This window comes from Enterococcus mundtii, from assembly GCF_003957375.1.
GTDB classification, from domain to species: Bacteria; Bacillota; Bacilli; order Lactobacillales; family Enterococcaceae; genus Enterococcus_B; species Enterococcus_B spodopteracolus.
In genome coordinates this window covers 1,635,936-1,662,839 of sequence record NZ_CP025473.1, presented here as the reverse complement: position 1 = coordinate 1,662,839, position 26,904 = coordinate 1,635,936, and the positions used below count along the sequence as shown (strand labels likewise).

Here is a 26,904-nt window from a genome sequence, read left to right as displayed (position 1 = left end):
AGAGACTAGGGGCAATGCTTTTTGTCCCTGTCTTTTTTTTGGCAGCTGGTTATTCTCTAATGTACGTCATAGGAAGACCTGTCATTCATTTTGCCACTTCTTCTTTAAATTTGTTTTTACTTTCAGATGTCCCAACATTCGAAACACAAGAACAAAGCTTTGAAGCTGTAAAAGAAGAAGATGTCGCTAAAGATGAGAACAATGAACTGGCATCTAGCAGTATCGCTTACCCTAGAGGTGGCGAACGCTATGGTGACATCATGGTGGATTCTTTAGATCTGAATGTGCCTTTGTATTTTGGAGATACCGATGAGATATTAAGAAAAGGTGCCGGACAATATATGGGTTCTGTCTACATAGGTGAGACTGGAACGTCACTTGTCGGTGGGCACAATGTTGATGGGTTTGGTAAGCTAAGCGGTATTCAAACAAATGATATCGTGACAGCTAAGACGACCTATGCGAATTACCGCTATCAAGTAAAAGAAATGGTGATTCGTCATAAAGATGATCCGGAAATCAATGAATTGATCAGTCAAAAAGATAAACCAATACTGCTTCTTTATACATGCTATCCTGTTGATAGTTTAGGCATGACGGATGAACGACTTTTTGTTATCTGTGAGTTAGTTGAAGGTCCGTTGATCAATCCTAATAAATAGGAGGAAATCATGAGTACGCAAAAATTCATGCAAAAAGGGTCCCGTTGGCTACTTACATTTATTTGTTCTGTGAGTTTGTTTGCCGGCATGACGTTAGTCGTATTAAGACTAACGTTGTTCAACCAACAGTTTATGGAAAAAGCCATGGAAGAAGCCAATTATTCAGAAACGATCACCTCTGAGATCAATCAAAGAATCAGCGATCTAGGTCGAGGAAGCAATATTCCTGCAGATGTTTTGGCAGACACTGTTCCTCAAGCTTATGTACGATCGAATGTTGAACACTATATTCGCACCATTTATACAGACATTCCTTTTTTGATTGAACGGACAGAGGATGTAGACAAAATCATCCAGAAAAAAATCGAAGACTATGCGAAAGAAAATAATTATGAAATCAATGCAGAAACACAACAATCGATTGATAATCTAAAAAAATCTGCCATCGAAACCTATACTGAATATATTGAGATCCCTTATCTTTTGACTTATGGGAAGCAAGTGATGGGGTACAAAAGAACACTGACCTTATTGATTTTCTTTACAATGACAGTTTCTGCATTATTAGTGATTGCGATCATTGCAATCGACACACGTTTTTTCCATCGTGCATTACGCTATTTAAGTTATGCAGTGGGTGGCGCTGGTCTAATGCTTTTAGCGTTACCTCTTTTTGTGTACCTTTCAAAAATGGTCGAGCGTATCGGCATCAATTCAAAGTCGCTCTATCATTTTTTAACTACGTATCTAAGCAATTTTATTGTAACATTTATCCAATGGGGAATCGTGCTCATTATTTGTAGTTTCATCATCTGGATGTTGAGCGAACTATTAAGAAGACGAAAAGTTAAGAAAAGATATTAACGATAGAAAGTGGAGAAAACATGGAAGAAACGATTAGTCTAGGAGAATTATTTGAGATTTTAAGAAAGCGTTGGTTGCTGATTCTTGCGACCACGCTAGCCGGATTTGCTTTAGCTGCTGGAGTTACGTTCTTTTTGATCACACCAAAATACAGTTCATCAGCTGAGATGATCGTTCAGTCAAAAGCAGAGAATACGAATACGAATCTACAAGATGTCAACGCGAATGTTATGCTGATCAATACCTACAAAGATATGATATTAGGTGATGTTGTCATCAATGATGTTCAACGAGAACTTGAACAAAATTATGGACAAAGTCTTACAAAGGGTGAGTTGAAATCGGCAATCAGTGTCAATCAATCACAAAACTCACAAATGTTCCAAATCGTTGCAACTGTCGATAACCCAGATCATGCGACAGATATCGCCAACGTCACAGCACAAGTATTCCAATCGAAAGCAACGGACGTATTGAATGTCAATAAAGTGACGATCACTTCTGCAGCACAAAGCAATCCTACACCTGTTTCACCAAATAACATGTTGAACGTAGTTATCGGTGGGTTGCTTGGCTTGATGATTGGAGTCGGATTAGCCTTTCTTCTAGAATTGTTAGATAAAACAGTCAAAGATGAACGTTTTGTCACAGAAGAATTAGGATTGCCGATTCTTGGAGACGTCAATGAAATGACGAAGAAAGAACTAGAAAACGGCCGTATGTTTCAACCAGCAGAAGTCGAAACGATTGAAACGACTGAGCAGAGAGAAAGCCGTCGTTCACGAAAACGTGTATAAGGAGAAGTATTTATGAAGAAGAACACTATTTTACCTGTTTCACTCCTCAGCATTACCGATAAAAATGCCATGGTTTCCGAACAATATCGGGCAATTCGTTCAAATATCCAATTTGCTTCTGTCGATCGTGAATTGAAGACGATGGTCGTGACTTCATCTGGACCAGGTGAAGGAAAATCAACAACTGCTGCTAACTTAGCTGTCGTATTCGCAAATAGTGGCAAAAGAGTTTTGCTGGTTGATGCTGATTTGAGAAAACCAAGTGTAGCATTGACTTTTCAATTGCCAAATGTCAATGGATTAAGTAATTTCTTAGGCGATCGTGAAGGAAGACCGGAATCATATTATCATACCAGTTCCGTCGAAAATCTTTGGATCATGACAAGTGGACCGAAGCCACCTAATCCATCCGAACTACTTGATTCGAAACGAATGGAAGAAGTGATCGAACAACTAAAAGCATCATTCGATCTGGTCATTTTTGATTTACCACCCATTGCAACAGTCACTGATGCTCAGATCTTAGCCGCAAAAACAGATGGGACACTTTTAGTCGTCCGAGAACGTAAAACAATGAAACAAGAATTAGTCAAAGCAAAAGAACTGCTAGCCATTGCACAAGCAACGATTTTAGGTGTTGTTTACAACGGTGCGAAGAAGAATGCAGATTTTAATTATTATTACTATTGATGAGGAAGTGAGCAAAATTGATTGATTTACATTGTCATATTTTACCAGGTATAGATGACGGACCAAAAACGGTCAAAGAATCGATTGCCATGGCAGAAGAAGCTGTTCGACAAGGAATCACCCACATTTTATGCACTCCTCATCACAATCAACGTTTCACGAATGAAAAAGCAGATGTATTACTAGCTGTCGAAGACTTGCAAAAAGAACTCGATCGACAGTCCATCCCCCTAACTTTATTTGAAGGACAAGAAGTTCGAATAAAAAGTAATTTGATCGATGAAATTAAAAGTGACAAGATTCTTTTTGCAGATGTCACCGATCGCTATTTGTTAGCTGAGCTACCAACAAACAGCATTCCCGAATACACAGAAAGTTTGTTTTATGAATTACGTCAGATGGGGATCGTACCAATCATTGTCCATCCTGAGCGGAACCGCGGGTTCCAAGAAAGTCCTAATCTATTATTACCCTACTTGAATATGGGCTGTTTGGCGCAGTTGACTGCACCAAGTATTGCAGGTGTGTATGGCAAACAGATCAAGAAGTTAAGTGAAGAACTGGTTCAACATCGGCTTGTCCAGATGATCGCCTCAGATGCCCATAGTCGAAAAGATCGGGATTTTTATATGGAAAAAGCATATAGTATCGTAGAGAAAAAATTTGGATCGACCGTTATCGAAGAAATGGATCAAGTAACAAGAGACATCATCAATGGGGAGCAAGTGCACGCAAAGGATTTTCGACCTATTGTATAAAAGTTTTAGGGGGCGCAAGGGTTGTTTGAACTTACTAGAAAAAGAAAAGTAATCATTTTAGTTTTGGTTGATAGTTTATTATTAGGCGTCTCTATTTTATCAAGCTATTATTTTATGACACCATTTGTTGGTATCGATCAAGATTATTTAGCCGTTAATTTAGGCGTATCACTCATGTTTTACATTGGATATGGTATGTTGTTCAAAACATTCACACGAATCAATCGATATACCAATTTAAATGAGATGGCAGCCATTTTTTCAGCCATTACTTGTACCGTTATTTCATCATTTATCATCCAATATTTGTTTATGCGAAAAATCAGTCTTAGATTACAAGTATTAACTTACATCTTATCCATGTTTCTTATCATCAGCAGTCGTTTATTCTGGCGTATATATATCGAACATAAAACACAGCGTCAAGAATCGCCACTAAACAAACACAGAACACTGATCATCGGAGCTGGCGAAGGCGGACGTATTCTATGTAATAGTATTCTTAGTTCAAAAGCAATCAACGATTTGGAAGTGATTGGCTTTGTGGATGATGATCCGAACAAATATAAAACATATTTGTCTGGGATAAAAGTCGTAGGGAATACCAAGGACTTACCAAGATTGATCGACGAATTGTCGATCGATATGGTAACGATCGCGATACCTTCTTTGCCACGAAAAAGAATTCGTGAAATTTTCCATCTTATCGAATCAAAAGAAGTCAAGATGAATACCATGCCTTCGATTGAAGAAATCGCATCAGGGAAAATCAATGTTTCTCGCCTGAAAGAAATCGACGTGGTCGACTTGTTAGGACGAGAAGAAGTCAAATTAGATCTAGACAAACTAAAATCACACATCTCAGAAAAAGTCATACTTGTTACCGGAGCTGGAGGCTCTATTGGTTCAGAGATTTGTCGTCAAGTACTTGCTTTTTCGCCAAAAAAATTACTCTTATTAGGACATGGTGAAAACTCGATCTATTTGATTCATCGCGAACTATCAGGAGATCCCTCTTATAATAAAACAGAAATCATTCCAATTATTGCAGATATCCAAGACCGTGAAAAGATCTTCCACATCATGAAAGAACATCAGCCAGATATCGTCTATCATGCAGCAGCACATAAACATGTGCCCTTGATGGAATATAACCCAAGAGAAGCAGTAAAAAACAATATCAAAGGAACAAAAAATGTAGCAGAAGCTGCCAAAGAAGCCAATGTCAAGAACTTTGTCATGGTGTCCACCGATAAAGCCAATAACCCACCAAATGTGATGGGAGCCACGAAGCGAATCGCAGAAATGATCGTCACAGGCTTAAATGAAGAAAACAATACCAAGTTTTCGGCCGTAAGATTTGGGAATGTGTTGGGCTCTCGCGGAAGCGTAATCCCTGTTTTTCGAGAACAGATCGCAAAAGGCGGACCCATCACGATCACCGATTTTCGGATGACTCGTTACTTTATGACGATCCCAGAAGCAAGCCGTTTAGTCATCCAATCGGGTGCATTAGCCAAAGGTGGCGAAATCTTTGTCTTAGATATGAGTGAACCAGTCAAAATTTTAGATCTTGCACGAAACATGATCCGCTTGAGTGGTTACACCGAAGAAGAAATCGAAATCGTCGAAACAGGCATCCGACCGGGCGAAAAATTGTATGAAGAACTGTTGTTGGACAAAGAACGAAATGATGAACAGGTGTATGAAAAGATTTTTGTTGGGAATATCAAAGGGTACCCGATCCAAGAAGTCATGGAATTCGTAACAGGTTTATCCGAGGATGACAAACAACTAGCAAAAGAAGTCGTAGCATTTGCAAAGGCTTCGAGTAAATAGTGGGGGAGTATCATGAGAGCAATAATTATTGGTGCAGGAGGATTCGGTAAAGAACTCGCCTTTTTATTAAGTAGACAATCCGTATATGACTTAGTTGGATTTGTTGATGATGCGAAGATGAAAGATGAGAAGATTGTTGGCATACCAGTACTAGGGAAAATAGACATATTAAAAAAAATGAAACTAAAGACTGCTGTATTCATAGGAATTGCTTCTCCGCGTATGAGGGAAAAAATTTTTTTGGAATTGAAAGCTAATAATCATTTGACATTCCCAAATCTGATTGATGCTACTGCTATAGTAGGGTTGAATGTGCGAATAGGCGTAGGGAATATTTTGATGCCTTACACAACTTATACAGCCGATATAACAATAGGTGATTTCAATATGTTCAATATCCATTCAACCATCGGGCATGATTCAAAGATAGGAAACTATAACTCAATCTATCCAAATGTAAATCTGTCTGGTTACACAGTAATGGGGAATCGAAATGAAATTGGTGTCGGAACAAAAGTGATACCAGAGGTATCAATTGGCCAGGGGAATATTATAGGCGCAGGAAGTGTGATTGTTAAAGATATTCAAAACAACACAAAAAGTGTGGGGGTACCTGCAAAAATAATAGAAAGTTGGGACTATGATGAAAAATGAACGGATTCTATTAGCATCACCTCATATGAGTGATGAAGGATATGAACAGGAATATGTAAAAGAAGCATTCGACACCAACTGGGTTGCTCCGCTTGGTGCGAATGTGAATAACTTTGAAAAAGAATTGGCTGAGTATGTTGGAATTGACCATGCGGCTGCATTGACTTCAGGCACAGCCGCCATCCATCTAGCATTAAAAGCAGCTGGTGTAGGGAAAGATGATATTGTGATTTGTCAATCATTAACATTTTCAGCTACTGTAAACCCCATCATCTATCAAGGTGCAAAACCAGTATTTGTAGATAGTGATAATGAAACTTGGAATATGGACCCTGAACAACTTAGACTCGCGTTAGCGAAATATCCTGAAGCAAAAGCAGTCGTTGTCGTTCATTTGTACGGTTTATCTGCAAATTTAGATGAAATCATCAAGATATGTAAAGAATATCAAGTGACATTGATCGAAGATGCAGCAGAGTCACTAGGTACAACATATAAAGGTCAATATACTGGCACATTTGGGGAATATGGTATCTATTCTTTTAATGGAAATAAAATAATCACTACATCTGGTGGAGGAATGGCTGTTTCAAATAATCCAGAACGAATTGAAAAAATTCGATTTTGGTCAACACAATCTCGGGAACAAGCACGTCATTATCAACATAATGAAATAGGCTATAATTATCGTATGAGCAATATTGTAGCAGGGATTGGCAGAGGACAGCTAAAAGTCTTGTCAGACCGAATCAACAAGAAACGATATATTTTTAATTACTATAAACGTGAACTATCTGACATTCCTTCCATTTCCTTCATGCCTGAAAATGAATGGAATCAACCGAATTTTTGGCTAAGTGTAATTTTGCTTTCAGATGTGGATACGAATAAGCTTATGGATGAATTGGATAAAGCAAATATCGAAGCACGTCCTGTCTGGAAACCAATGCATCTACAACCAATTTTTGCAGAATATGATTATGTTGGAAATAACGTTGCTGAAACATTATTTAATACTGGTGTGTGTTTGCCATCAGATACGAAAATGACAGATGAAGATTTGTCTCGAGTCGTGAAAACAATCAAGCGAGTGTTGCAACATGAATAATAAAAACGTATATCAGAAATGGGGAAAAAGAGCATTAGATATATGTTTCTCAGCTCTTGCTCTTGTCGTCTTCTCACCTGTTCTTTTAATCGTAGCGCTTTTAGTAAAAATTAAATTGGGTTCTCCAATCATATTTAAGCAAGATCGACCTGGAAAAGATGAAGTCATTTTTTCCATGTATAAATTTCGTACAATGAGGGATGCAAAAGATGCAAATGGAAATGACTTACCTGATAATGTTCGGTTAACGAAATTTGGACAATTACTACGAGCAACTAGTTTGGATGAACTCCCTGAACTTTGGAATATCTTAAAAGGAGATATGTCGTTTGTGGGTCCAAGACCATTATTAGTTGAATATTTACCATTATATAATGAGGAACAACGGAAACGTCATAGCGTCCGCCCAGGATTAACGGGATTAGCCCAAGTCAAGGGTAGGAATGCGATTAGTTGGGCAGAGAAGTTTGAGCATGATTGCTACTATGTAGAAAACTGTACATTTATGCATGATATTATAATCTTTTTTTTAACAATCAATAAAGTTATTAGACACGAAGGTATTAGCTCAAATTCTAGCGTAACGATAGAGAAGTTTGAAGGGAATGATACAAACTGAAAATCTTATATGTAACGACAATATCCAATACTTTAAATGCATTTCTTATCCCACATATTGAAATGTTAATTAATGAAGGGCATGAAGTAAGCGTTGCTTGTTCAATCGAGCAACCTCTAAAGCCTTTTTTTCAAGATTATGATATTGAAGTTTATCAAATCCCGTTTAGTAGAAGTCCATTTTCAAAATATAATTTATCTGCATACCAAAGTCTTAAGAGTATTGTTAATGAAAAAGATTTTGACATCGTTCACACCCATACACCTATAGCATCTATGATTACTCGATTAGCATGCAAAAAATTGAAAACTAAAGTATTTTATACTGCTCATGGCTTTCATTTTTATAAAGGTGCAAGTACAATAAACTGGCTTTTTTACTATCCAATTGAAAAATATTTGTCTAGATATACAGATACGCTGATTACTATAAATCAAGAGGATTTTCAACGTGCATCAGATCATTTTTTTGCTAAGAACGTCTATTTAGTAAATGGTGTAGGGTTACCTCTTGAAGCATGTAATAAACCTATTGATCGAGTGAAAAAAAGAGAAGAATTGGGGATTGATGGAGAAGCGAAAGTTATTTTATCTGTAGGAGAACTTAATGATAATAAAAATCATAAAATTGTAATTGAGGCATTGAGAGATTTCAAAAATGAAAATTTCAAATATTTGATTTGCGGAATTGGCCCGCTAAAAAATGATTTGATCCGTCAAATAAACGAAGCTGGTCTATCAAAAAAAATTGAGTTACTAGGATATAGGAATGACGTTATTGAAATAATGAAAATTAGCGATTTATTTGTATTTCCTTCAAAAAGAGAAGGGCTTCCTGTTTCAGTTATGGAAGCAATGGCTAATGGAGTACCAGTTGTGGCTTCTGATATCCGAGGAAATCGAGATTTAATAGAAAATAAAATTAATGGTGAGTTGTTCCATTACTTTGAATTAAATGAACTAAAGGGAAAGCTATATGTTTTTTTTGAAAAAAAGATGTTGATCGAGGAGTACAGAGAGAAGAGTCTTGATAAAGTTGCAAATTATTCTATTACGAGAGTGTTAAATCAAATGAAACATATATATAACAGAGTAACATAATAAAATTTTAATAAAAAATTAGCAGAACAATAGGTTTATGAAAGAAAGGAGAAGGCTGTGGAGATAAATTTTATAATACTAATAAGCTTGTTCACTTTATCTGCCTTTTTGCTTCAAATAGCTGTATATCAACAAAAATATACAAAGCTAGTTTTTTTTCTATTTTCAATCTCTATACCAATTACTTTGTCATCATTTAGAAATAGTGGTACTGATATAAATGTTTATAGATCCATATTTCATTCGATGGAGGGTTATAGTTTTTCAGAAATATTATATACTCGTGGTTATTTTGAAATTGGAGATTCTATATTTATATATATAGCTAACTTTTTTAATTCATTTAATATATATATATTGTTATATGGTTTATTCACTACATTATTTATTAGTCATACTATTATAAAAGTATCTCGCAGAGATTTAGTAGGTATAACTTTTTTTCTATATCTTTGTTTATATTTTCCGATTAGTTTAAACACTATGCGTCAAAGTTTAGCTGTAGCTATTATTGTTTTTTCATATAAATATGTAATGAAAAGGGATTTTCTGAAATTCTTTATGCTAACTATTTTAGCTTGTCAGTTTCATATTAGTAGTATAGTAATACTTCCAATTTATTTTGTAATAAATAAAGATAAAAATATCAGATGGAAAGTAGTGTTACTTATTGCTGGCATAACTCTAATTAGCATGATTAATTACCAATCGATTTTTTTAGGAATCAGCCATATTTTAAATAATGATCGTTATGAACAATACGCTTTGTCCACTTTAAATGCAAATAATAATTTGTTTTACTTTAATTTTTTCTTGCTATTATTTTTCTTATTAAATTTAAATATAATAAAAAAATTAAATAAAATTTATTTGTTTTATTTTTCCTTAATAATACTAGGAGTCATACTAGGACTAAGCGGTTTCATATCTCCATTCATTAAAAGAATCGCTATCTTTTTTGATATAGTTCAAATTTTTTTAATCCCTCAAGTTGGTATACTGGCATTTTCAAAGGACAATAGATATATAGCAATTTTTATTTTATACATTTTTTCGATTGTATACTTTATTTTGTTCTATGTGGTATTAAGATTTTCTGGTTTTTTTCCTTTTTATATAGGAGTATAGCGACAAAATATAGTTCAATAATAGTGAAGGAGGATATCTATGATAAGCGTAATAGTACCAACATTTAATGCAGAAAAATCTATTAAAAGAGCAGTAAAATCGATTTTAAATCAAACTTATCAGAATTTTGAAATCATAATTTGTGATGATTGTTCAACAGACGGTACATGGGAAATATTAAAGGAACTGGAAGAAACAGATTCAAGAATTCAAATTTATCAAAATGAAAAAAATTTTAAAAGTGCCTATACGCGTAATAAAGCAATAAATAAATCTTCTGGAAAGTATATCATGCAACTAGATGATGATGACTATTGTCATGAGGAAAGAATGGAAAAGCAAGTTCTATTTTTAGATAATCATCCTGAATATGATTTTGTTGGAAGTAATGCTTATCTTTGGGATCAAGATGGTATATATGGTGAGTTGATAATAAAAGATAAACCTGAAATTAATGACTTGCTAAAAACTAGTCCATTTATTAATCCATCAGTCATGTTTAGAAAGGAAGCCCTAGAGAGTGTTCAAGGCTATAGGGTTTCTAAAGAAACTGTGAGAGGTCAGGACTATGACTTATACTTGCGATTGTATGTAAATGGACTTAGGGGATTCAATATACAAGAAAAGCTTGTTTATTATTATCAAGATAAGAATTACTATAATAAGATTTCTTGGGAAAATAGAATTGGTGAATTCAAATTTAGATATAGAAATTTTAAAAAACTCAAGCTATCACCAACACAATATATTTATATTATCAAACCTTTAGTTGCATTAATCGTACCAAGAAAAATCTTATCATTGAAACAATCAAGGAGGAATAGAGCTTGAATATCTCAGTATTCGGTTTAGGTTATGTTGGCCTAGCAAATGCACTACTTCTAAGCCAAAGCGTTGAAGTCAAAGCATATGATATTGTTAAAGATAAAATAGACCAGTTGAATCAAAGAATTTCTCCTATAGAGGATAAAGAAATTAGTGAATTTTTAATAAAGGATAATCTAAAAATTAATTTTATCAAAGACTTTGAAGAAGCTGTGATTTTCGGTGACTACTTAATTATTGCAACCCCAACAGATTACGATGAAAAAAAGAATTATTTTAACACTTCATCAGTTGAAAAAGTCATCGAACAAGCTTTAGCAATTCGAACGGATGCTACTTTTATAATCAAATCAACTGTTCCAGTAGGGTACACAGAAGAGTTAAAGAAAAAGTATGGAACGGAGCGGATAATATTCTCACCAGAATTTCTGCGTGAGGGTAAAGCCCTATACGATAACCTTCACCCATCAAGAATCGTGATTGGCGAAAACTCAGTTAGGGGACAAGAAATTGCTAATCTTTTTAAGAAAAATGCTCATGATAATGATGTCCCGATACTATTGACGAATTCAACAGAAGCGGAAGCAATCAAATTGTTCTCAAATACCTACTTAGCTTTAAGAGTTGCTTATTTCAATGAACTTGATACGTATGCTGAATCGAATGGTTTAGACAGTAAGCAAATTATCGAAGGTGTCGGACTAGATCCTAGAATTGGTTCACATTATAATAACCCATCATTTGGCTATGGAGGGTATTGTTTACCAAAGGATACTAAGCAATTACGTGCAAATTATAGTGGTGTCCCAAGTAATTTGATTGGTGCAATCGTTGATGCAAATGCGACGAGAAAAGATTTTATCACTGAACAAATTTTAGCTAGAAGTCCCAAAGTTGTAGGGATTTATCGCTTGACTATGAAAGCTGCTTCAGATAATTTTCGTTATTCTTCAATTCAAGGAGTAATGAAAAGACTGAAGGCGAGAGGTATTTCTGTTATTGTTTATGAACCTACTGTAGATGAGAAGGAATTTTCAGGGTTTCCGGTGATACCTGAACTAGCAGATTTTAAAAATCTAAGTGATGTAATCATCTCCAATCGATTTGATGAAGAATTGAATGACGTTGAAGAAAAAGTTTATACTAGAGATATTTTTAGAAGGGATTGATTGAGTGAAAAACATAGCTCGTAATTTCATTTATCAATCCATCTTCCAGATAATGAAAATAGTTATTCCAATTATAACCATACCTATAGTTTCTATGGCGTTAGGTCCTGCTGGAATAGGGATCTTCAACTATACCAATTCAATTGCACAATATTTTGTACTAGTTGCTAGCGTAGGTGTGGCTATGTATGGGAACAGAGAAATCGCACTTGCGTATAATCGACAAGAGGACATTTCTAAATTATTTTGGGAAATTGTTGTATTTAAAGCGATATTGACATTAGCAGTATTTTTTATCTACATTGCTGTTGTCAGTTTCTTACCTAACAGTAATTATTTTTATTTTCAAAGTTTAACCATTTTAGCAGTGCTTTTTGATATATCATGGTTCTTTATGGGAATTGAAGATTTTAAGTTAACTAGTGTATCAAGTTTATTCGTTCAAATAATTACTTTTGTGTTGATACTGCTTTTTATTAAAGATTCAAATGATGTAGGTATCTATATTTTGATCCAAACAGCTGGTATATTTGTTTCACAAGTGTTAGTTTGGTTCTTTATCAAACCTTATATAACATTTCAAAAAATAAATCTAAAAAAAAGTTTTAGTCACATCAAAGGCTCTTTTGAATTCTTTATACCCCAAGTAGCGATTACCTTATATACGAATTTAAATAAGACCTTATTAGGATTATTCATAGGGGCTTCAGCAGTTGGATTTTATACAAACTCACTCACATTAAATACAGTCTTTATAACAATCATCACTACACTTGATATTGTTTTACTTCCACATATGAGTGGTTTGTTTGCTAAAAAAAATGTTGAGCGAATTGTAGAGCTGATGGATAAAACGATTGATTTACAGTTGTTTTTTAGTTTACCGATTATGTTTGGGATGTTAACTGTATATGATAAGCTTGTTCCATGGTTTTTTGGGGAAAAGTTCTTATTTATTAATAATGTTATCCCGTTTTTTACTCCTTTAATAGTAATTATTCCGCTAGGTATGGCTGTTTCAAGACAGTACCTTATTCCTATAGGTAAAGTTAGAGAATATAATAAATCTGTGATTATTGGTGCAGGTATAAACATTATCAGTAATCTAATCTTACTACCAACTGTTGGTTTTTTTGGAGTTGTCATTTCTAATTTATTGGCTGAATTCTTTGTTACTGCAGTAAGAGTGCGTTCGTTTCTCAAATCTACTAACTTTTCTTTTAATTTTCGGCGAATAAGTATTTATTTTATTTCAGCACTTGCAATGATGATGATTACCAGAATATTGACTAATTCTATGCAAGCAAGTTTAATCACTAATATCGTCCAAGGTTTGATTGCTATTACCCTGTATTTTATCTTTACAGTAGTAATGAGAACAAATCCTATTGTTTCATTTATTCAAGAGAGAAGAAGTAAGTGAATGATTTACTTACTTCTTTTTTATTTATCAAAAAATGAGCCAAAGGTAGTGGATATCTTCCAATACCTTTGGCTCATTTATTAATATTTATAGCAGAGGATGGCAAAGAATCACTCCCGCCATCCCGGCGTCACTGCCTCCTTACAAAACGTGAACCGCTTCTTGTCATAATTCACCAAGCCGGAATCTTTCAGCTGTTTGATCACCTGTCCGGCGGTTTCACGAGTGGTCCCGCTATTGACTGCTAGTTCTTTCAACGTGATGGGATAGGGGATCGATATATGACCGTCTTCTGTAGGGATTCCTAATTCTTCTTTTAAAACAAATAAGTTTTGTTTCACTCGGTCAAATGCACTGGAGGTCAAGCCGATTTGGATGCGTAGTTCGTGCATCTGAACAACTTTTCCTAACTTCTGGATCATGTAAATCAATTGATTGGGGTTGTTTTTGACGATTTTTTCATAACAAGCTACAGGAAAATAAAAAGTCTCGATATCTGTCATGGCTTGTGCTGTATACGTATAAGGTTCTTCTTCAAAAATACCAGACATTGGAAAGAGATTATTGGCTGTGACATAATCATAGTAGTAATAAGTAGCACTTTCGTCATAACGCTCTAAACGGATCAATCCTTCTGTTAAGACATAGAAACGTTGCCGCTCATCTCCTTCATCAAAAAGCACTTGTCCTTTCTTATATGAACGTAGGACAGTCTGCTCTTTGATTTCTTCAAATTCCTCATCAGTAAAGTGTTCAAAATCAGGTTGATATCTGAGTTTAGAAAAATGATAATCAATTTTATTTACACGCATGAACATCCCTGCTTCCTATAATTCTCTCCTTCTATTGTGACTTCTTTTATTTCTTTTGTAAAGCCATAATACATTCCGAGAAAAGCTATATTTTGTAAAATATTAATTGCGTTTGTTATTATGTAGGATTTATACAGAACAGATGAATATAATTTGATGACTGATTATAAAAGTGTATAAAAAACAAATAATATACATAAAGTAAACGCTAACAACCTTAATTTAAATGGGATTTAAAAATATACAGAAAAATTTTTTTAATGAATAAAAATTTTTTTAAGAGAGTTTTCAGTATAAAAAAAAGAGAAATTATTAATAAAAGATGCAAAAATGTGTAATTATTTAATTATGCTTTAATAATGAGAGATTCTTCTCTTTTTAAATGCGAGAAAAGCATGAAAGTGATTACAAAAGCAGTTTATTCTAAGTATGTAATCAAAACGAAGGAGGCAACACAACATGGATAAACCGATTCACGTTTTCTCTGAGATAGGAAAGTTAAAGACAGTATTATTAAAACGACCTGGTCAAGAAGTGGAAAATCTAACGCCTGATATTATGGATCGTTTGTTGTTCGACGACATTCCGTATCTACCGATTGCACAAGCTGAGCATGATGAATTTGCACAAGTGCTCCAAAGTGAAGGCGCTGAAACATTATATTTAGAAAAATTAGCGGCTGAAGCAATCGATGCAGGTAATGTCAAAGAGGAATTTTTAAATAAAATGTTAGATGAATCTTTTATTGCATCTAATGCTGTTAGAGATGGTCTTCATGAGTTCCTTCTATCAATGGAAACTCAAGATATGGTAGATAAGATCATGGCGGGTGTCCGTACAAAAGATATCGATGTGAAATCACGTAGTTTATACGATTTATCATCTGATGACGACTATCCTTTCTACATGGATCCAATGCCAAACCTATACTTTACAAGGGACCCTTCCGCATCAATGGGGAATGGGATGACAATCAATAAAATGGCATTTGAAGCACGTCGTCGTGAGTCAATGTTCACAGAATACATTTTGAACCACCACCCACGTTTTGCAAATAAAGGGGTTGACGTATGGTTGGATCGCGAAAATCCAGATCATATCGAAGGTGGGGATGAATTGATCCTTAGTGACACAGTTGTCGCTGTTGGTATCTCACAACGAACAAATGCAAAAGCAATCGAGCGTTTAGCACGTCACTTATTTGCGAAAAATGCAGGATTTGAAAAAGTCTTGGCAATCAAGATCCCGAATAATCGTGCTATGATGCATTTAGATACAGTATTTACTATGGTTGATCATGATAAATTCACAATCCATCCAGCGATCCAAAGTAAAGAAGGAAAAATGGACGTCTTTACAATTGAACAAGCTGGCGATGATATCAAAATTTCTCATTCAGATGATTTACAAGAGTCATTGAAATCAGTTTTAGGGTTAGATGATCTTGTATTGATCCCAACAGGTAATGGCGATGCGATCGTTGCACCTCGTGAACAATGGAATGATGGCTCAAACACATTAGCGATTGCTCCAGGGGTTGTAGTTACTTACAATCGTAACTATGTATCAAACGAATTATTGAGAAGCTACGGCATCAAAGTCTTGGAAATCACATCAAGTGAATTGTCACGCGGTCGTGGTGGCCCTCGTTGCATGAGCCAACCATTAGTTCGTGAAGATTTAAAATAGTTTATTCCTGATGGCAGTCACTGTCAGCTGCCATCGGATTTCCTCTTAATACCAAGTGCTTTATGTACTATCAAATAGAATACAATTTTAAAGGAGAATGTTCATATGAAAGAATCAGTATTTCAAGGAAGAAGTTTATTAGCAGAAAAAGATTTTACAAAGGAAGAGTTACAATATTTGATCGACTTTTCTCAACACTTGAAAGATTTGAAAAAACGTGGCATCCCACATCATTACTTAGAAGGAAAAAACATTGCATTACTATTTGAAAAAACATCAACACGTACACGTGCAGCATTTACAACTGCAGCAATCGATCTTGGTGCGCATCCAGAGTATTTAGGTGCAAATGACATCCAATTAGGTAAAAAAGAATCGACTGAAGATACAGCGAAAGTATTAGGTAGTATGTTTGACGGCATCGAGTTCCGTGGTTTCAGCCAAAAAATGGTGGAGGAGTTAGCTGAATTCTCAGGCGTACCTGTATGGAATGGTTTAACTGATGAATGGCATCCAACTCAAATGATCGCTGACTTCTTAACGATCCAAGAAAACTTCGGTAAAGTAGAAGGCATCACAGTTGCTTATTGTGGCGATGGACGTAACAACATGGCTAACTCATTGTTAGTAACAGGTGCGATCTTAGGAACAAACATGCGTATCGTTGCACCAAAAGAATTACAACCTGAAGAAGAAATCGTGAAAATGGCTGAAGAGTTTGCAGCGAAATCAGGTGCACAATTAATGATTACTGACGATGTTGCTAAAGGGGTAGACGGAGTAGACGTTCTTTATTCAGACGTTTGGGTATCAATGGGTGAAGAGGATAAATTCGAAGAACGTATCAAATTATTGAAACCTTACCAAATCAATATGGATATGATCGAAAAAACAAACAACACAGATCGTTTGATCTTCTTACACTGCTTACCAGCATTCCATGATACGAAGACAGTTTACGGTGAACAAATGAAAGAACGCTTTGGTATCACTGAAATGGAAGTAACAGACGAAGTATTCCGCAGTAAATATGCACGTCAATTTGAGCAAGCAGAAAATCGTATGCACTCAATCAAAGCAATCATGGCAGCAACACTAGGAAACTTATTCATTCCTCGTGTGTAACAACTAACAAGTAAGTAATCAAAACGAGTCAGCGTGGGGATCGTTCGAGAGGAACGCTGGCTTGTTTTGTCATCGTTAAAATTCAGAATGTTCTGAAAGAAAGGGAGATAAACATGGCAAATAGAAAAGTAGTCGTTGCATTGGGCGGAAACGCAATTTTATCAACAGATGCAAGTGCAAAAGCGCAACAAGACGCGTTGATGGAAACAGCAAAATACTTAGTGAAATTCATTGAACAAGGAGATGAACTAATCATCTCACACGGGAACGGGCCACAAGTTGGGAACTTGTTGATCCAACAGCAAGCAGCTGATTCCGAAAAAACGCCTGCTATGCCATTAGATACTTGTGTGGCAATGACGGAAGGTTCCATTGGCTACTGGTTACAAAATGCGATGGGCGAAGTGTTGAAGGAAAAAGGAATCGATAAAGATGTCGTTTCTTTAGTGACACAAGTCATCGTTGATGAAAATGATCCATCGTTCAAAAATCCAAGCAAACCAGTTGGACCGTTCTATACAGAAGAAGAAGCGAACGATCAGATGAAAGCAGACTCTTCCGTTACATTCAAAGAAGATGCTGGTCGTGGCTGGCGTAAGGTTGTTGCTTCGCCAAAACCAATCTCAATCAAAGAAGCTCGTGTGATCCAAACATTAGTCGAACAAGGCGTGATCACGATTTCTGTAGGTGGCGGTGGTATTCCAGTAGTGGAAACTGCGACTGGTCTTGACGGAAAAGAAGCTGTTATCGATAAAGATTTTGCTTCTGAAAAATTAGCAGAGATCATTGGTGCAGATCTATTGATCGTGTTGACTGGTGTCGATAATGTCTACGTAAATTATCAAAAACCAGATCAAAAGAAATTAGAAACAGTTGGTGTTTCAGAAATGAGACAGTATATTGCTGAAAACCAATTTGCTCCAGGAAGCATGTTGCCAAAAGTGGAAGCAGCGATTGCCTTTGTTGAGGCTCGTCCTACTGGGAAAGCAATTATTACTTCCTTAGAAAATATTGAAAATCTATTAGCTTCAGAAGAAGGAACAATCATTGTTGCTGATGAAGCGTAAGAAACTTTTTATCGTTTTACCATGACCATGTGTATAAAATGTCCAGTTGGTTTTTAATCTCCTTTAGACCTCCTGGACATTTTAGCTTATTGTTGAAGGTCAGCTTTTCGAACACCGTTTATTTATGAAGAAAACTCTAGCCAGGAGATGGGATATCTGCTATAATTCAAATCAAGTTAAATAAGAGCAACGTTTGCTGAACAAGAGAGTAATTGGTGTCATTTCGTTCAAAGCGAGTCTGGGTAGAGTGGAAGCCGGACGAACAAATCCCAATGAAGCGCACTTGGAGAACTCTGTCTTTGACAGACGGTCGTCTACCGATATCAGATTGAGCAGGTCCTTTTTTAGGACAATTGGAGTGGTACCGCGGGAATTCTCGTCTCTAGTAAATTCATGGAAAAGATGGATTTGCTAGAGATTTTTTTGTTTTACAGCAAACAATATGTAGGAGGAAAATAAATGAATAACAAAGATGTTGTTGCAAAAGCACTATATGAAGTCGTACAAGATGATTTGACGTTGGAGCAAGTCGCACAATTACTTGAAAATCCAAAATCAGCGGATCATGGAGATGTCGCATTTCCCACGTTCTCTTTAGCAAAGATCTTCCGCAAAGCACCACAACAGATCGCAGCGGATCTTGCTGAGAAAATCGATGCAACAAATTTTGAAAAAATCGAAGTCGTCGGACCATACTTGAACTTCTTTATGAACAAAGAGATCATCAGTAAGCAAGTGTTAGCTACAGTAGTAAAAGAAAAAGAACACTATGGGGATAGCACGATCGGTAACCAAGGAAGCGTGCCGATCGATATGTCTTCACCAAATATTGCAAAACCAATTTCAATGGGTCACTTACGTTCGACAGTAATCGGAAACTCAATTGGCTTTATTATGGAAAAATTAGGTTACCAACCAGTACGTATCAACCATTTAGGAGACTGGGGCACACAATTTGGAAAACTGATCGTTGCCTACAAAAAATGGGGATCTGCTGAATCTGTTAAAGCTGAACCAATCAATGAATTATTGCGTCTATATGTCCAATTCCACGAAGAAGCTGAAACACAACCTGAATTGAATGATGAAGCTCGTTCTTGGTTCAAGCGTCTAGAAGAAGGCGACGAAGAAGCGATGGAGTTATGGCAATGGTTCCGTGACGAATCAATGAAAGAATTCAACAAGATCTATGACTTGTTAGAAGTTCGTTTTGATTCATTGAACGGGGAAGCTTTCTATAATGACAAGATGGATGAAATCGTCGAATTACTAGAAGAAAAACATCTCTTACAAGAAGACAAAGGTGCAGAAATCGTTGACTTATCTGCTTATGATCTAAATCCTGCCTTGATCAAAAAATCAGATGGTGCGACACTTTATATTACGCGTGATTTGGCAGCTGCACTATACCGTAAACGTACGTATGATTTTAGTCAATCACTATACGTAGTTGGTAATGAACAAAGTTATCACTTTAAACAATTGAAAGCTGTCTTGAAAGAACTAGGTTTTGACTGGGCAGATGATATGCACCATATCCCGTTTGGTTTGATCACACAAGGTGGTAAAAAACTATCGACACGTAAAGGAAAGATCGTTTTACTAGAAGAAGTATTGAATGAAGCAATCGACTCAGCGAAACAACAAATCAGTGAAAAGAATCCTGATTTGGAAAACAAAGATGTCATCGCAAAACAAGTCGGTGTGGGTGCTGTTATTTTCCACGATTTAAAAAATGATCGTTTAAATACGTTTGACTTCAATTTAGAAGAAGTGGTTCGTTTTGAAGGAGAGACAGGTCCTTATGTCCAATATACTCATGCTCGGGCGATGAGTTTATTAGACAAAGCAGGTTTTGTTCCTTCTGAAGATCAAGCTTATGCGTTGAATGACGAAAATAGTTGGGAAGTCGTGAAGCTTGTACAGAAATATCCTGAAACAGTGCTTCAAGCTGGTGAAAAATATGAGCCATCGATCATTGCAAAACATGCGATCAAATTGGCACAAGCGTTCAACAAGTACTATGCACATACAAAAATCTTAGCGGATGATGACCAAAAAGATGCGCGCTTAGCGTTAGTTTATGCTGTCACTGTTTTACTAAAAGAAGACTTACGTCTATTAGGATTACATGCACCAGATAAAATGTAAAAAGTTTCATTGTTCAAAGATTTTCTGAAGAGAAATCTAAATGTTATGTTTCAGTCAATAATCCATGACATATTTTACAATTAAATTGATTTTTATCTAGAAGAGTTTATTTAAGAAACGAGCCAAGTCGGGATTTGAAAAAATCCCGGCTTTTTTGACGTATTTTTGGTAAGGCATACAGTTTCATAGTTGTTTTATGTTGAAATGAAACTGGCAAAACCTGCCTGATTAAAAGTTAACTAATCTTTAAATGATTTTTTAGCGCTTGTTGTGTGTCTCAATGATATTTGTATGTATTCTACCAGTGGAAGACATTCCTATTGTTGTTTCTATGAGGTAATTGAGTACGAGGTATACCGGAACTTTCATAGCAACGAAAGATTAAGTCGACTTGAGAGAGGTTCAAGGTTCTTCTCTAGTATTGATTCAAATAAAAAAGATGCTGGCAAATTTCACCAACATCAAAAAATATAGATACAATTACTATTTGTTATGGTATTTAAAAAATTGTAGCTGTAGTGGGATGATGCAAGAAGTTTTCAACTAACTGCGCATCTTCATCATCTTTCGAAATAATGATCGTTGTATCAAAGCCAGCAATCGTACTAACGATATGAGGCGGTTTGATTTCATCTAAGACAGCAGCGAACAATGGTGCGTTGTCTGGTAAGGTGTGGACGATAGTCAAAAAATGAACTCGTTCCACTTTTAACACGATATCTTCAATCATCTGGATCAAACGTTTTTCATCTTCGCTTTTTGATTCAGCTGTCTCCTTTTCTTTGAACAGGACAAAATGGGAAACACCATTTTCATCAGGCGCCTTGACGATTTTTAAGTCACGTATATCTCTTGAAATCGTCGCTTGAGTCGCAGATACACCCATTTCAGTCAGCTTAGCTAACATTTCATCTTGTGTACGGATCGTATTATCTTCAATGATTTGTTTAATCAACAAGTGTCGCTCAGTTTTTCGCATTTTAGTTCTCCTTTAACGAAACTTTTCACAAGTATCATAACAAAAAAACGTTGAATTGCCCATCTTTATTTTCCAGTTACCTGTTTATTTTTTCACGAATTCCTTATAAAAAAACAAAGAAATAAAATAAAAAAATGAGAGGGAGAAAAAGAAGACACAAAAAATTAAGTAAGTTGATTTTTTTTTCTTGAATTTTATGCCCAATTCAGTTAAACTATTGAATGTTGAGCAGAAAAAGATCACTTTGGTGTATCTTGCGTCACTACTCAATAAATCCACATTCTTGTTGGATCGTTGGTCGGTGCTTGTAAAAGTTGGCTAGCGAGTTGGAAGACAAGAAGAGGGAAAATAAAAACCAAATCGGAGGAAACAAACATGGCAGTAATTTCAATGAAACAATTACTAGAAGCCGGTGTACACTTTGGTCACCAAACGCGTCGCTGGAACCCAAAAATGAAGAAATACATCTTCACAGAAAGAAACGGAATCTACATTATTGACTTGCAAAAAACAGTTAAATTAGTAGATGCAGCTTACGATTACATGAAGAGCGTAGCAGAAGAAGGCGGCGTTGCTTTATTCGTAGGTACAAAAAAACAAGCACAAGAAGCAATCAAAGATGAAGCTACTCGTGCTGGACAATACTTTGTAAACCACCGTTGGTTAGGTGGAACATTGACAAACTGGGATACGATCCAAAAACGTATCGCTCGTTTGAAACAAATCAATGCAATGGAAGAAGATGGAACTTTTGCAGTTCTACCTAAAAAAGAAGTTGCTGGTTTGAACAAACAACGTGAACGTCTTGAAAAATTCTTAGGTGGTATCGCTGATATGCCAAGAATCCCAGATGTAATGTACATCGTTGACCCACGTAAAGAACGCATTGCCGTTCAAGAAGCACACAAATTGAATATCCCAATCGTAGCAATGGTTGATACAAACTGTGATCCAGATGAGATCGACGTAGTTATCCCATCAAACGACGACGCAATCCGTGCCGTTAAATTGATTACTTCAAAAATGGCTGATGCTTTCATCGAAGGAAATCAAGGGGAAGATCAAGTAGTTGAAGAAGATTTTTCAGCAGAAAACACAGCGACTTCAATCGAAGAAATCGTTGATGTTGTTGAAGGCGACAACTCTTCAGCAGAATAATTTTTAAATGATGGAGCTGTTTCAAAGGCTAGGCGACAAGCCTCACTCTCCTTTGAAACAGCTTTTTTTAAAGAAAAAGCATACAACTAGGAGGAAGAAAAAATGGCAGACGTTACAGCTAAAATGGTAAAAGAACTACGCGACATGACTGGCGTAGGAATGATGGACGCGAAAAAAGCATTGGTTGAAGTTGAAGGTGACATCGAAAAAGCAGTAGATCTTTTACGTGAAAAAGGAATGGCTAAAGCTGCGAAGAAAAACGATCGTATCGCCGCTGAAGGTCTTGCTTCAGTTGCAGTGAAAGGTAATACTGCAGCAATCGTTGAAGTCAACTCAGAAACAGACTTCGTTTCTAAAAACGAAATGTTCCAAGACTTAGTAAAAGAAATCGCTGAACTAGTTGCTGAAAACAAACCAGCTGACATGGACGCAGCAATGAAAATCAAAACATCAAAAGGAACAGTTGAATCTGACTTGATCGAAGCAACACAAGTTATCGGTGAAAAAATCAGCTTCCGTCGTTTTGAAGTAATCGAAAAAGAGGACAACGCTGCATTTGGCGGTTACCTACACATGGGTGGACGTATTGCTGTATTAGCTGTTTTAGAAGGTACGACTGACGAAGCAGTAGCTAGAGACGTAGCGATGCACGTAGCAGCGATCAACCCTCGTTATGTAAACGAAACACAAATTCCTGAAGCTGAATTAGATCACGAACGTACAGTCTTGACTGAACAAGCATTGAACGAAGGCAAACCAGCGAACATCGTTGAAAAAATGGTTGAAGGACGCTTAAACAAATTTAAAGCTGAAATCGCATTGGTTGACCAACCATTCGTTAAAGATCCTGATATGACTGTTGAAAAATTTGTTGCTTCTAAAGGCGCAACTGTGAAATCATTTGTCCGCTTTGAAGTCGGCGAAGGTATCGAAAAACGCGAAGATAACTTTGTAGAAGAAGTAATGAACCAAGTGAAAAAATAATCCGGTTTATAGACTTGATCAATGGGACGATGTTTGGTGCAAAGAAAATGAAGATCATTCTCCGTTTTCTTTGTGCCCCATCGATTCCATCGCTTATTTGAATGAAATGAGGAGCAGCGACATTCGTCACAGCTCTTTTTTTTAGGGCAAGAGATATCAGGAGCATAGGTATTTTCGTGCCTAAACTATCTGGATATGGTAGAATGTCAATAGAAAATATTGGAGGAATGAACATGGTCACACCAAAATATCAGCGTGTCGTCTTAAAATTAAGTGGAGAGGCTTTAGCTGGAGATGAAGGGTTTGGAATCAAACCACCAGTTATCAAAGAAATCATCCAAGAAATCAAAGAAGTCCACGAGTTAGGCGTAGAGATGGCAATTGTTGTCGGCGGTGGAAATATCTGGCGCGGTCAAATTGGCGCACAAATGGGGATGGAACGTGCACAAGCGGATTACATGGGCATGTTAGCAACTGTGATGAATGCTTTAGCATTACAAGATACATTAGAAAATGTTGGTGTTCCTACACGCGTACAAACCTCAATTGAAATGCGACAAATCGCAGAACCATACATCCGTCGTAAAGCAGAGCGTCATTTAGAGAAAGGGCGCATCGTTATTTTTGCCGGAGGTACTGGAAACCCTTATTTTTCTACAGATACAACTGCGGCATTACGTGCAGCTGAAATTGGCGCTGATGTTATTTTAATGGCTAAGAACAATGTTGACGGTGTTTATTCTGCCGATCCAAAAATCGATTCAACAGCAGTGAAATTCGATGAATTGACACACATGGAAGTCATTGCAAAAGGATTACAAGTAATGGATTCAACTGCTAGTTCATTGAGTATGGACAATGATATCCCGTTACTTGTGTTCAATCTTAATGAACATGGAAACATTCGCCGAGCAATCTTAGGTGAAAATATCGGAACAACCGTAAGGGGGAAATAAACAATGGCAGATGCAATTATGACAGAAGCAAAAGACAAGATGCAAAAAGCAGCACAAAATCTACAACGTGAACTTGGACAGATCCGTGCCGGCCGTGCGAATGCGAGCTTATTAGATCGTATTACTGTTAATTATTATGGCGCACCAACACCATTGAACCAACTAGCATCGATCCAGATCCCAGAAGCAAGAGTATTGATGATCACACCATTCGATAAAAGTGTGCTTCAAGACATCGAAAAATCGATCATGGCAAGCGACATCGGTATCAGCCCAACAAATGACGGAAATGTGATTCGTTTAGTCATTCCTCAGTTAACAGAAGAACGTCGGAAAGAATTAGCGAAAGACGTGAAAAAAGAAGCTGAAAATGCAAAAATCGCTGTCCGTAACATTCGTCGCGATGCAATCGATGAGTACAAGAAACAACAAAAAAATGGCGATATTACAGAAGATGATTTGCGTGACTTAGAAAAAGAAGTGCAAACTCTAACAGATGACAGTATCAAAGAAGTAGATCGTATCGCTGCAGACAAAGAAAAAGAATTGCTTGAAGTATAAGAATCAATAAAGACAGGTGGACAGTGTGAAGTGCTGTCTCCTGTTTTTTACTTTTTTGACTAAGAAAAACTAAAAAATCCTTTGAATTTGCGTAAAAAAAGGGCTATACCATAGGAAATAACGATAGATATTGCTATAATGGTAAAGATAGTTGTAATTTTTTAGTATGGGAGGAAAAAGAATGTTACGTTTTTTTCCGCAAAAAAACAAATATATTCAAGAAAAAAGTGAGTACCATTTTGATGCGCAGAGAGATATCCCGAAACATATCGCAATCATCATGGATGGGAATGGTCGTTGGGCACAAAATCGTCGTCTTCCGCGAGTGGCTGGCCACAAAGAAGGCATGGAAACCGTTAAGAAAGTCACTAAAAAAGCTTCTCGACTTGGGGTAAAGGTGTTAACGCTCTATGCGTTTTCGACCGAAAATTGGAAACGTCCAAAAGAGGAAGTCAATTTTTTGATGCAATTACCTGTAGACTTTTTTGATACGTTCGTCCCTGAGTTGATTGCTGAAAATGTCAAGGTACAAGTGATGGGCTATGAAGAACTCTTGCCGGAACATACGCAAGATGCAGTACGCCGTGCCATTGAACAAACCAAAGAAAATACGGGAATGATCTTAAACTTCGCCCTGAATTATGGTAGTCGGGCAGAAATCATCTCTGCAGTCAAAGCAATCAGTGAACAAGTAAAAGAAAATGATCTTTCTACGGAAGACATTGACGAGGACATGATCGCGGATCATTTGATGACCGGTTTCTTACCTCCCGAACTTCGCGATCCAGGTTTAGTCATACGGACAAGTGGCGAAGAACGGATCAGTAATTTCTTATTGTGGCAGATTGCTTATAGTGAATTATATTTTTCAAAAGCCTTATGGCCAGATTTTGACGGCGCCCATTTAGAGGAAGCAATCGCTTCTTATCAACATCGAGACCGTCGTTTTGGTGGCGTAAAAAGTGTAGATAAAGGAGAACAATCATGAAGCAACGTGTGATCACTGCGGTCGTAGCATTGGCATTATTTATTCCGATCATTTGGATCGGAGGAATTGGTCTTGAGCTAGTAGCGGCTTTATTAGCAGTAGTTGGTGTCTGTGAACTTTTTCGTATGAAAGGATTGACACTATTAAGTTTTGAAGGAGTTCTTTCTGCCATCGGTGCAGTTTTTCTTGTCCTGCCGAAAGAGCGCTGGTTTTTCTTTTTACCTGAACAAACAAATGAATTTATGTTGTTTTATTTGACTGTGATGATCCTATTGGGTGCCGCTGTCTTCTCAAAAAATATGTATACGATCGATGAAGCTGGTTTTCCAGTTGTTACCAGTTTATATGTCGGTTTTGGTTTTCAAAACTTTGTTAGTGCGCGTACAGAAGGAATCAACGTATTGCTTTTTGGCTTATTCATCGTTTGGGCAACCGATATTGGCGCATATCTAGTTGGTAGACGTTTTGGTAAGCGTAAGCTATGGCCAGATATCTCACCCAACAAAACGATTGAAGGTGCATTAGGGGGGATCGGTAGTGCAGTAGTTGTTGCATTATTGTACTTCTTATTGTATCCACCACAAGAATTGTTTGGTCATGGACTACTAGTCATGTTACTCCTAACGATCATTCTTTCGATTGTTGGACAATTCGGGGATCTAGTTGAGTCTGCGATCAAACGTCACTACGAAGTCAAAGATTCAGGGAATATTTTACCAGGACATGGAGGAATATTGGATCGATTCGATAGTCTGTTATTCGTCTTTCCTGTCATGTATTTATTTGGATTGATATAAA

At 36.5% G+C, this 26,904-nt stretch carries 26 protein-coding genes; 24 read left to right on the top strand and 2 right to left on the bottom strand.

Annotated elements, in window-relative coordinates; all coding sequences use genetic code 11:
* The first annotated feature begins 14 nt into the window (after positions 1 to 14).
* The 14 genes from CYK55_RS08120 to CYK55_RS08055 are packed head-to-tail and all read left to right on the top strand — an operon-like array spanning position 15 to position 13,636.
* Complete coding sequence (locus CYK55_RS08120; protein WP_023519871.1) at positions 15 to 662, top strand: class D sortase; 648 nt, start codon at positions 15 to 17, stop codon at positions 660 to 662.
* Between the two features lie 9 nt (positions 663 to 671).
* Positions 672 to 1,526, top strand: a complete 855-nt coding sequence (locus tag CYK55_RS08115) for a hypothetical protein (RefSeq protein WP_126134167.1) — start codon at positions 672 to 674, stop codon at positions 1,524 to 1,526.
* A 20-nt stretch (positions 1,527 to 1,546) separates the two neighbouring features.
* A complete protein-coding gene (locus CYK55_RS08110) occupies positions 1,547 to 2,323 on the top strand; it encodes a YveK family protein (protein ID WP_034687640.1) in 777 nt (258 codons plus the stop codon).
* A 12-nt stretch (positions 2,324 to 2,335) separates the two neighbouring features.
* Positions 2,336 to 3,013, top strand: a complete 678-nt coding sequence (locus CYK55_RS08105) for a CpsD/CapB family tyrosine-protein kinase (RefSeq protein ID WP_126134166.1) — start codon at positions 2,336 to 2,338, stop codon at positions 3,011 to 3,013.
* A gap of 17 nt (positions 3,014 to 3,030) precedes the next feature.
* Complete coding sequence (locus CYK55_RS08100; RefSeq protein ID WP_034687636.1) at positions 3,031 to 3,771, top strand: tyrosine-protein phosphatase; 741 nt, start codon at positions 3,031 to 3,033, stop codon at positions 3,769 to 3,771.
* A 21-nt stretch (positions 3,772 to 3,792) separates the two neighbouring features.
* Positions 3,793 to 5,610, top strand: coding sequence for a polysaccharide biosynthesis protein (locus CYK55_RS08095; protein ID WP_034687634.1), 1,818 nt, complete (start codon positions 3,793 to 3,795; stop codon positions 5,608 to 5,610).
* Between the two features lie 12 nt (positions 5,611 to 5,622).
* The gene (locus CYK55_RS08090) at positions 5,623 to 6,264 is read left to right on the top strand and encodes an acetyltransferase (RefSeq protein ID WP_126134165.1); all 642 of its coding nucleotides are present in this window, start codon (positions 5,623 to 5,625) and stop codon (positions 6,262 to 6,264) included.
* Positions 6,254 to 7,372: a DegT/DnrJ/EryC1/StrS family aminotransferase gene (locus CYK55_RS08085; RefSeq protein ID WP_126134431.1), complete on the top strand. Its 1,119-nt coding sequence runs from the start codon at positions 6,254 to 6,256 to the stop codon at positions 7,370 to 7,372. Before CYK55_RS08090 ends, CYK55_RS08085 begins: the two co-directional genes overlap by 11 nt.
* Positions 7,365 to 7,991: a sugar transferase gene (locus CYK55_RS08080; RefSeq protein ID WP_126134164.1), complete on the top strand. Its 627-nt coding sequence runs from the start codon at positions 7,365 to 7,367 to the stop codon at positions 7,989 to 7,991. Before CYK55_RS08085 ends, CYK55_RS08080 begins: the two co-directional genes overlap by 8 nt.
* Positions 7,988 to 9,091 carry a glycosyltransferase family 4 protein gene (locus CYK55_RS08075; protein ID WP_126134163.1) on the top strand — a complete coding sequence of 368 codons (1,104 nt, stop codon included), beginning with the start codon at positions 7,988 to 7,990 and terminating at the stop codon, positions 9,089 to 9,091. Before CYK55_RS08080 ends, CYK55_RS08075 begins: the two co-directional genes overlap by 4 nt.
* Before the next feature lie 57 nt (positions 9,092 to 9,148).
* Positions 9,149 to 10,219, top strand: a complete 1,071-nt coding sequence (locus tag CYK55_RS08070) for an EpsG family protein (protein WP_126134162.1) — start codon at positions 9,149 to 9,151, stop codon at positions 10,217 to 10,219.
* Between the two features lie 39 nt (positions 10,220 to 10,258).
* Positions 10,259 to 11,050 carry a glycosyltransferase family 2 protein gene (locus CYK55_RS08065; protein ID WP_126134161.1) on the top strand — a complete coding sequence of 264 codons (792 nt, stop codon included), beginning with the start codon at positions 10,259 to 10,261 and terminating at the stop codon, positions 11,048 to 11,050.
* Complete coding sequence (locus CYK55_RS08060) at positions 11,047 to 12,213, top strand: nucleotide sugar dehydrogenase (protein ID WP_034687620.1); 1,167 nt, start codon at positions 11,047 to 11,049, stop codon at positions 12,211 to 12,213. Before CYK55_RS08065 ends, CYK55_RS08060 begins: the two co-directional genes overlap by 4 nt.
* A gap of 4 nt (positions 12,214 to 12,217) precedes the next feature.
* Positions 12,218 to 13,636, top strand: coding sequence for an oligosaccharide flippase family protein (locus CYK55_RS08055; RefSeq protein WP_126134160.1), 1,419 nt, complete (start codon positions 12,218 to 12,220; stop codon positions 13,634 to 13,636).
* 110 nt (positions 13,637 to 13,746) lie between these two features.
* Here CYK55_RS08055 and CYK55_RS08050 read toward each other — a convergent pair whose 3' ends face one another.
* Complete coding sequence (locus CYK55_RS08050) at positions 13,747 to 14,448, bottom strand: Crp/Fnr family transcriptional regulator (protein ID WP_023519859.1); 702 nt, start codon at positions 14,446 to 14,448, stop codon at positions 13,747 to 13,749.
* A gap of 459 nt (positions 14,449 to 14,907) precedes the next feature.
* Between CYK55_RS08050 and arcA the strand changes: the two genes are divergently transcribed.
* The 4 genes from arcA to argS all read left to right on the top strand — a co-directional run bounded on the left by arcA (position 14,908) and on the right by argS (position 20,480).
* Complete coding sequence (gene arcA / locus CYK55_RS08045; protein WP_062805084.1) at positions 14,908 to 16,137, top strand: arginine deiminase; 1,230 nt, start codon at positions 14,908 to 14,910, stop codon at positions 16,135 to 16,137.
* Between the two features lie 105 nt (positions 16,138 to 16,242).
* Positions 16,243 to 17,262 carry an ornithine carbamoyltransferase gene (gene argF, locus CYK55_RS08040; RefSeq protein ID WP_126134159.1) on the top strand — a complete coding sequence of 340 codons (1,020 nt, stop codon included), beginning with the start codon at positions 16,243 to 16,245 and terminating at the stop codon, positions 17,260 to 17,262.
* Between the two features lie 113 nt (positions 17,263 to 17,375).
* Positions 17,376 to 18,329: a carbamate kinase gene (gene arcC / locus CYK55_RS08035; protein ID WP_034687615.1), complete on the top strand. Its 954-nt coding sequence runs from the start codon at positions 17,376 to 17,378 to the stop codon at positions 18,327 to 18,329.
* Between the two features lie 459 nt (positions 18,330 to 18,788).
* Positions 18,789 to 20,480, top strand: coding sequence for an arginine--tRNA ligase (gene argS, locus CYK55_RS08030; RefSeq protein ID WP_034687613.1), 1,692 nt, complete (start codon positions 18,789 to 18,791; stop codon positions 20,478 to 20,480).
* 499 nt (positions 20,481 to 20,979) lie between these two features.
* Here the strand turns inward: argS and CYK55_RS08025 are convergent, their stop codons facing one another.
* The gene (locus CYK55_RS08025) at positions 20,980 to 21,459 is read right to left on the bottom strand and encodes an arginine repressor (protein WP_034687612.1); all 480 of its coding nucleotides are present in this window, start codon (positions 21,457 to 21,459) and stop codon (positions 20,980 to 20,982) included.
* Between the two features lie 375 nt (positions 21,460 to 21,834).
* On the opposite strand from CYK55_RS08025, the gene rpsB reads away from it, so the two are divergent.
* From rpsB to CYK55_RS07995, 6 genes are all read left to right on the top strand, one after another.
* Positions 21,835 to 22,617, top strand: a complete 783-nt coding sequence (gene rpsB / locus CYK55_RS08020; protein WP_010735184.1) for a 30S ribosomal protein S2 — start codon at positions 21,835 to 21,837, stop codon at positions 22,615 to 22,617.
* A 102-nt stretch (positions 22,618 to 22,719) separates the two neighbouring features.
* Positions 22,720 to 23,601, top strand: a complete 882-nt coding sequence (gene tsf, locus CYK55_RS08015) for a translation elongation factor Ts (protein ID WP_126134158.1) — start codon at positions 22,720 to 22,722, stop codon at positions 23,599 to 23,601.
* A gap of 233 nt (positions 23,602 to 23,834) precedes the next feature.
* On the top strand, positions 23,835 to 24,557 hold the full coding sequence (pyrH, locus tag CYK55_RS08010; RefSeq protein WP_010735186.1) for a UMP kinase: 723 nt from the start codon (positions 23,835 to 23,837) through the stop codon (positions 24,555 to 24,557).
* 3 nt (positions 24,558 to 24,560) lie between these two features.
* On the top strand, positions 24,561 to 25,118 hold the full coding sequence (frr, locus tag CYK55_RS08005) for a ribosome recycling factor (RefSeq protein WP_023519849.1): 558 nt from the start codon (positions 24,561 to 24,563) through the stop codon (positions 25,116 to 25,118).
* Between the two features lie 181 nt (positions 25,119 to 25,299).
* On the top strand, positions 25,300 to 26,106 hold the full coding sequence (locus CYK55_RS08000; protein WP_065095888.1) for an isoprenyl transferase: 807 nt from the start codon (positions 25,300 to 25,302) through the stop codon (positions 26,104 to 26,106).
* Positions 26,103 to 26,903, top strand: a complete 801-nt coding sequence (locus tag CYK55_RS07995; protein WP_126134157.1) for a phosphatidate cytidylyltransferase — start codon at positions 26,103 to 26,105, stop codon at positions 26,901 to 26,903. The genes CYK55_RS08000 and CYK55_RS07995 overlap by 4 nt, the downstream gene beginning before the upstream one ends.
* Position 26,904: the final 1 nt, after the last annotated feature.

Excerpts from the sequence above, each read along its gene's own strand:
- CYK55_RS08120 (WP_023519871.1), top strand. The coding sequence starts at position 15 with ATGCTTTTTGTCCCTGTCTTTTTTTTGGCAGCTGGTTATTCTCTAATG.
- CYK55_RS08115 (WP_126134167.1), top strand. The coding sequence starts at position 672 with ATGAGTACGCAAAAATTCATGCAAAAAGGGTCCCGTTGGCTACTTACA.
- CYK55_RS08110 (WP_034687640.1), top strand. The coding sequence starts at position 1,547 with ATGGAAGAAACGATTAGTCTAGGAGAATTATTTGAGATTTTAAGAAAG.
- CYK55_RS08105 (WP_126134166.1), top strand. The coding sequence starts at position 2,336 with ATGAAGAAGAACACTATTTTACCTGTTTCACTCCTCAGCATTACCGAT.
- CYK55_RS08090 (WP_126134165.1), top strand. The coding sequence starts at position 5,623 with ATGAGAGCAATAATTATTGGTGCAGGAGGATTCGGTAAAGAACTCGCC.
- CYK55_RS08085 (WP_126134431.1), top strand. The coding sequence starts at position 6,254 with ATGAAAAATGAACGGATTCTATTAGCATCACCTCATATGAGTGATGAA.
- CYK55_RS08080 (WP_126134164.1), top strand. The coding sequence starts at position 7,365 with ATGAATAATAAAAACGTATATCAGAAATGGGGAAAAAGAGCATTAGAT.
- CYK55_RS08065 (WP_126134161.1), top strand. The coding sequence starts at position 10,259 with ATGATAAGCGTAATAGTACCAACATTTAATGCAGAAAAATCTATTAAA.
- CYK55_RS08050 (WP_023519859.1), bottom strand. The coding sequence starts at position 14,448 with ATGCGTGTAAATAAAATTGATTATCATTTTTCTAAACTCAGATATCAA.
- arcA (WP_062805084.1), top strand. The coding sequence starts at position 14,908 with ATGGATAAACCGATTCACGTTTTCTCTGAGATAGGAAAGTTAAAGACA.
- argF (WP_126134159.1), top strand. The coding sequence starts at position 16,243 with ATGAAAGAATCAGTATTTCAAGGAAGAAGTTTATTAGCAGAAAAAGAT.
- arcC (WP_034687615.1), top strand. The coding sequence starts at position 17,376 with ATGGCAAATAGAAAAGTAGTCGTTGCATTGGGCGGAAACGCAATTTTA.
- argS (WP_034687613.1), top strand. The coding sequence starts at position 18,789 with ATGAATAACAAAGATGTTGTTGCAAAAGCACTATATGAAGTCGTACAA.
- CYK55_RS08025 (WP_034687612.1), bottom strand. The coding sequence starts at position 21,459 with ATGCGAAAAACTGAGCGACACTTGTTGATTAAACAAATCATTGAAGAT.
- rpsB (WP_010735184.1), top strand. The coding sequence starts at position 21,835 with ATGGCAGTAATTTCAATGAAACAATTACTAGAAGCCGGTGTACACTTT.
- tsf (WP_126134158.1), top strand. The coding sequence starts at position 22,720 with ATGGCAGACGTTACAGCTAAAATGGTAAAAGAACTACGCGACATGACT.
- pyrH (WP_010735186.1), top strand. The coding sequence starts at position 23,835 with ATGGTCACACCAAAATATCAGCGTGTCGTCTTAAAATTAAGTGGAGAG.
- frr (WP_023519849.1), top strand. The coding sequence starts at position 24,561 with ATGGCAGATGCAATTATGACAGAAGCAAAAGACAAGATGCAAAAAGCA.
- CYK55_RS08000 (WP_065095888.1), top strand. The coding sequence starts at position 25,300 with ATGTTACGTTTTTTTCCGCAAAAAAACAAATATATTCAAGAAAAAAGT.
- CYK55_RS07995 (WP_126134157.1), top strand. The coding sequence starts at position 26,103 with ATGAAGCAACGTGTGATCACTGCGGTCGTAGCATTGGCATTATTTATT.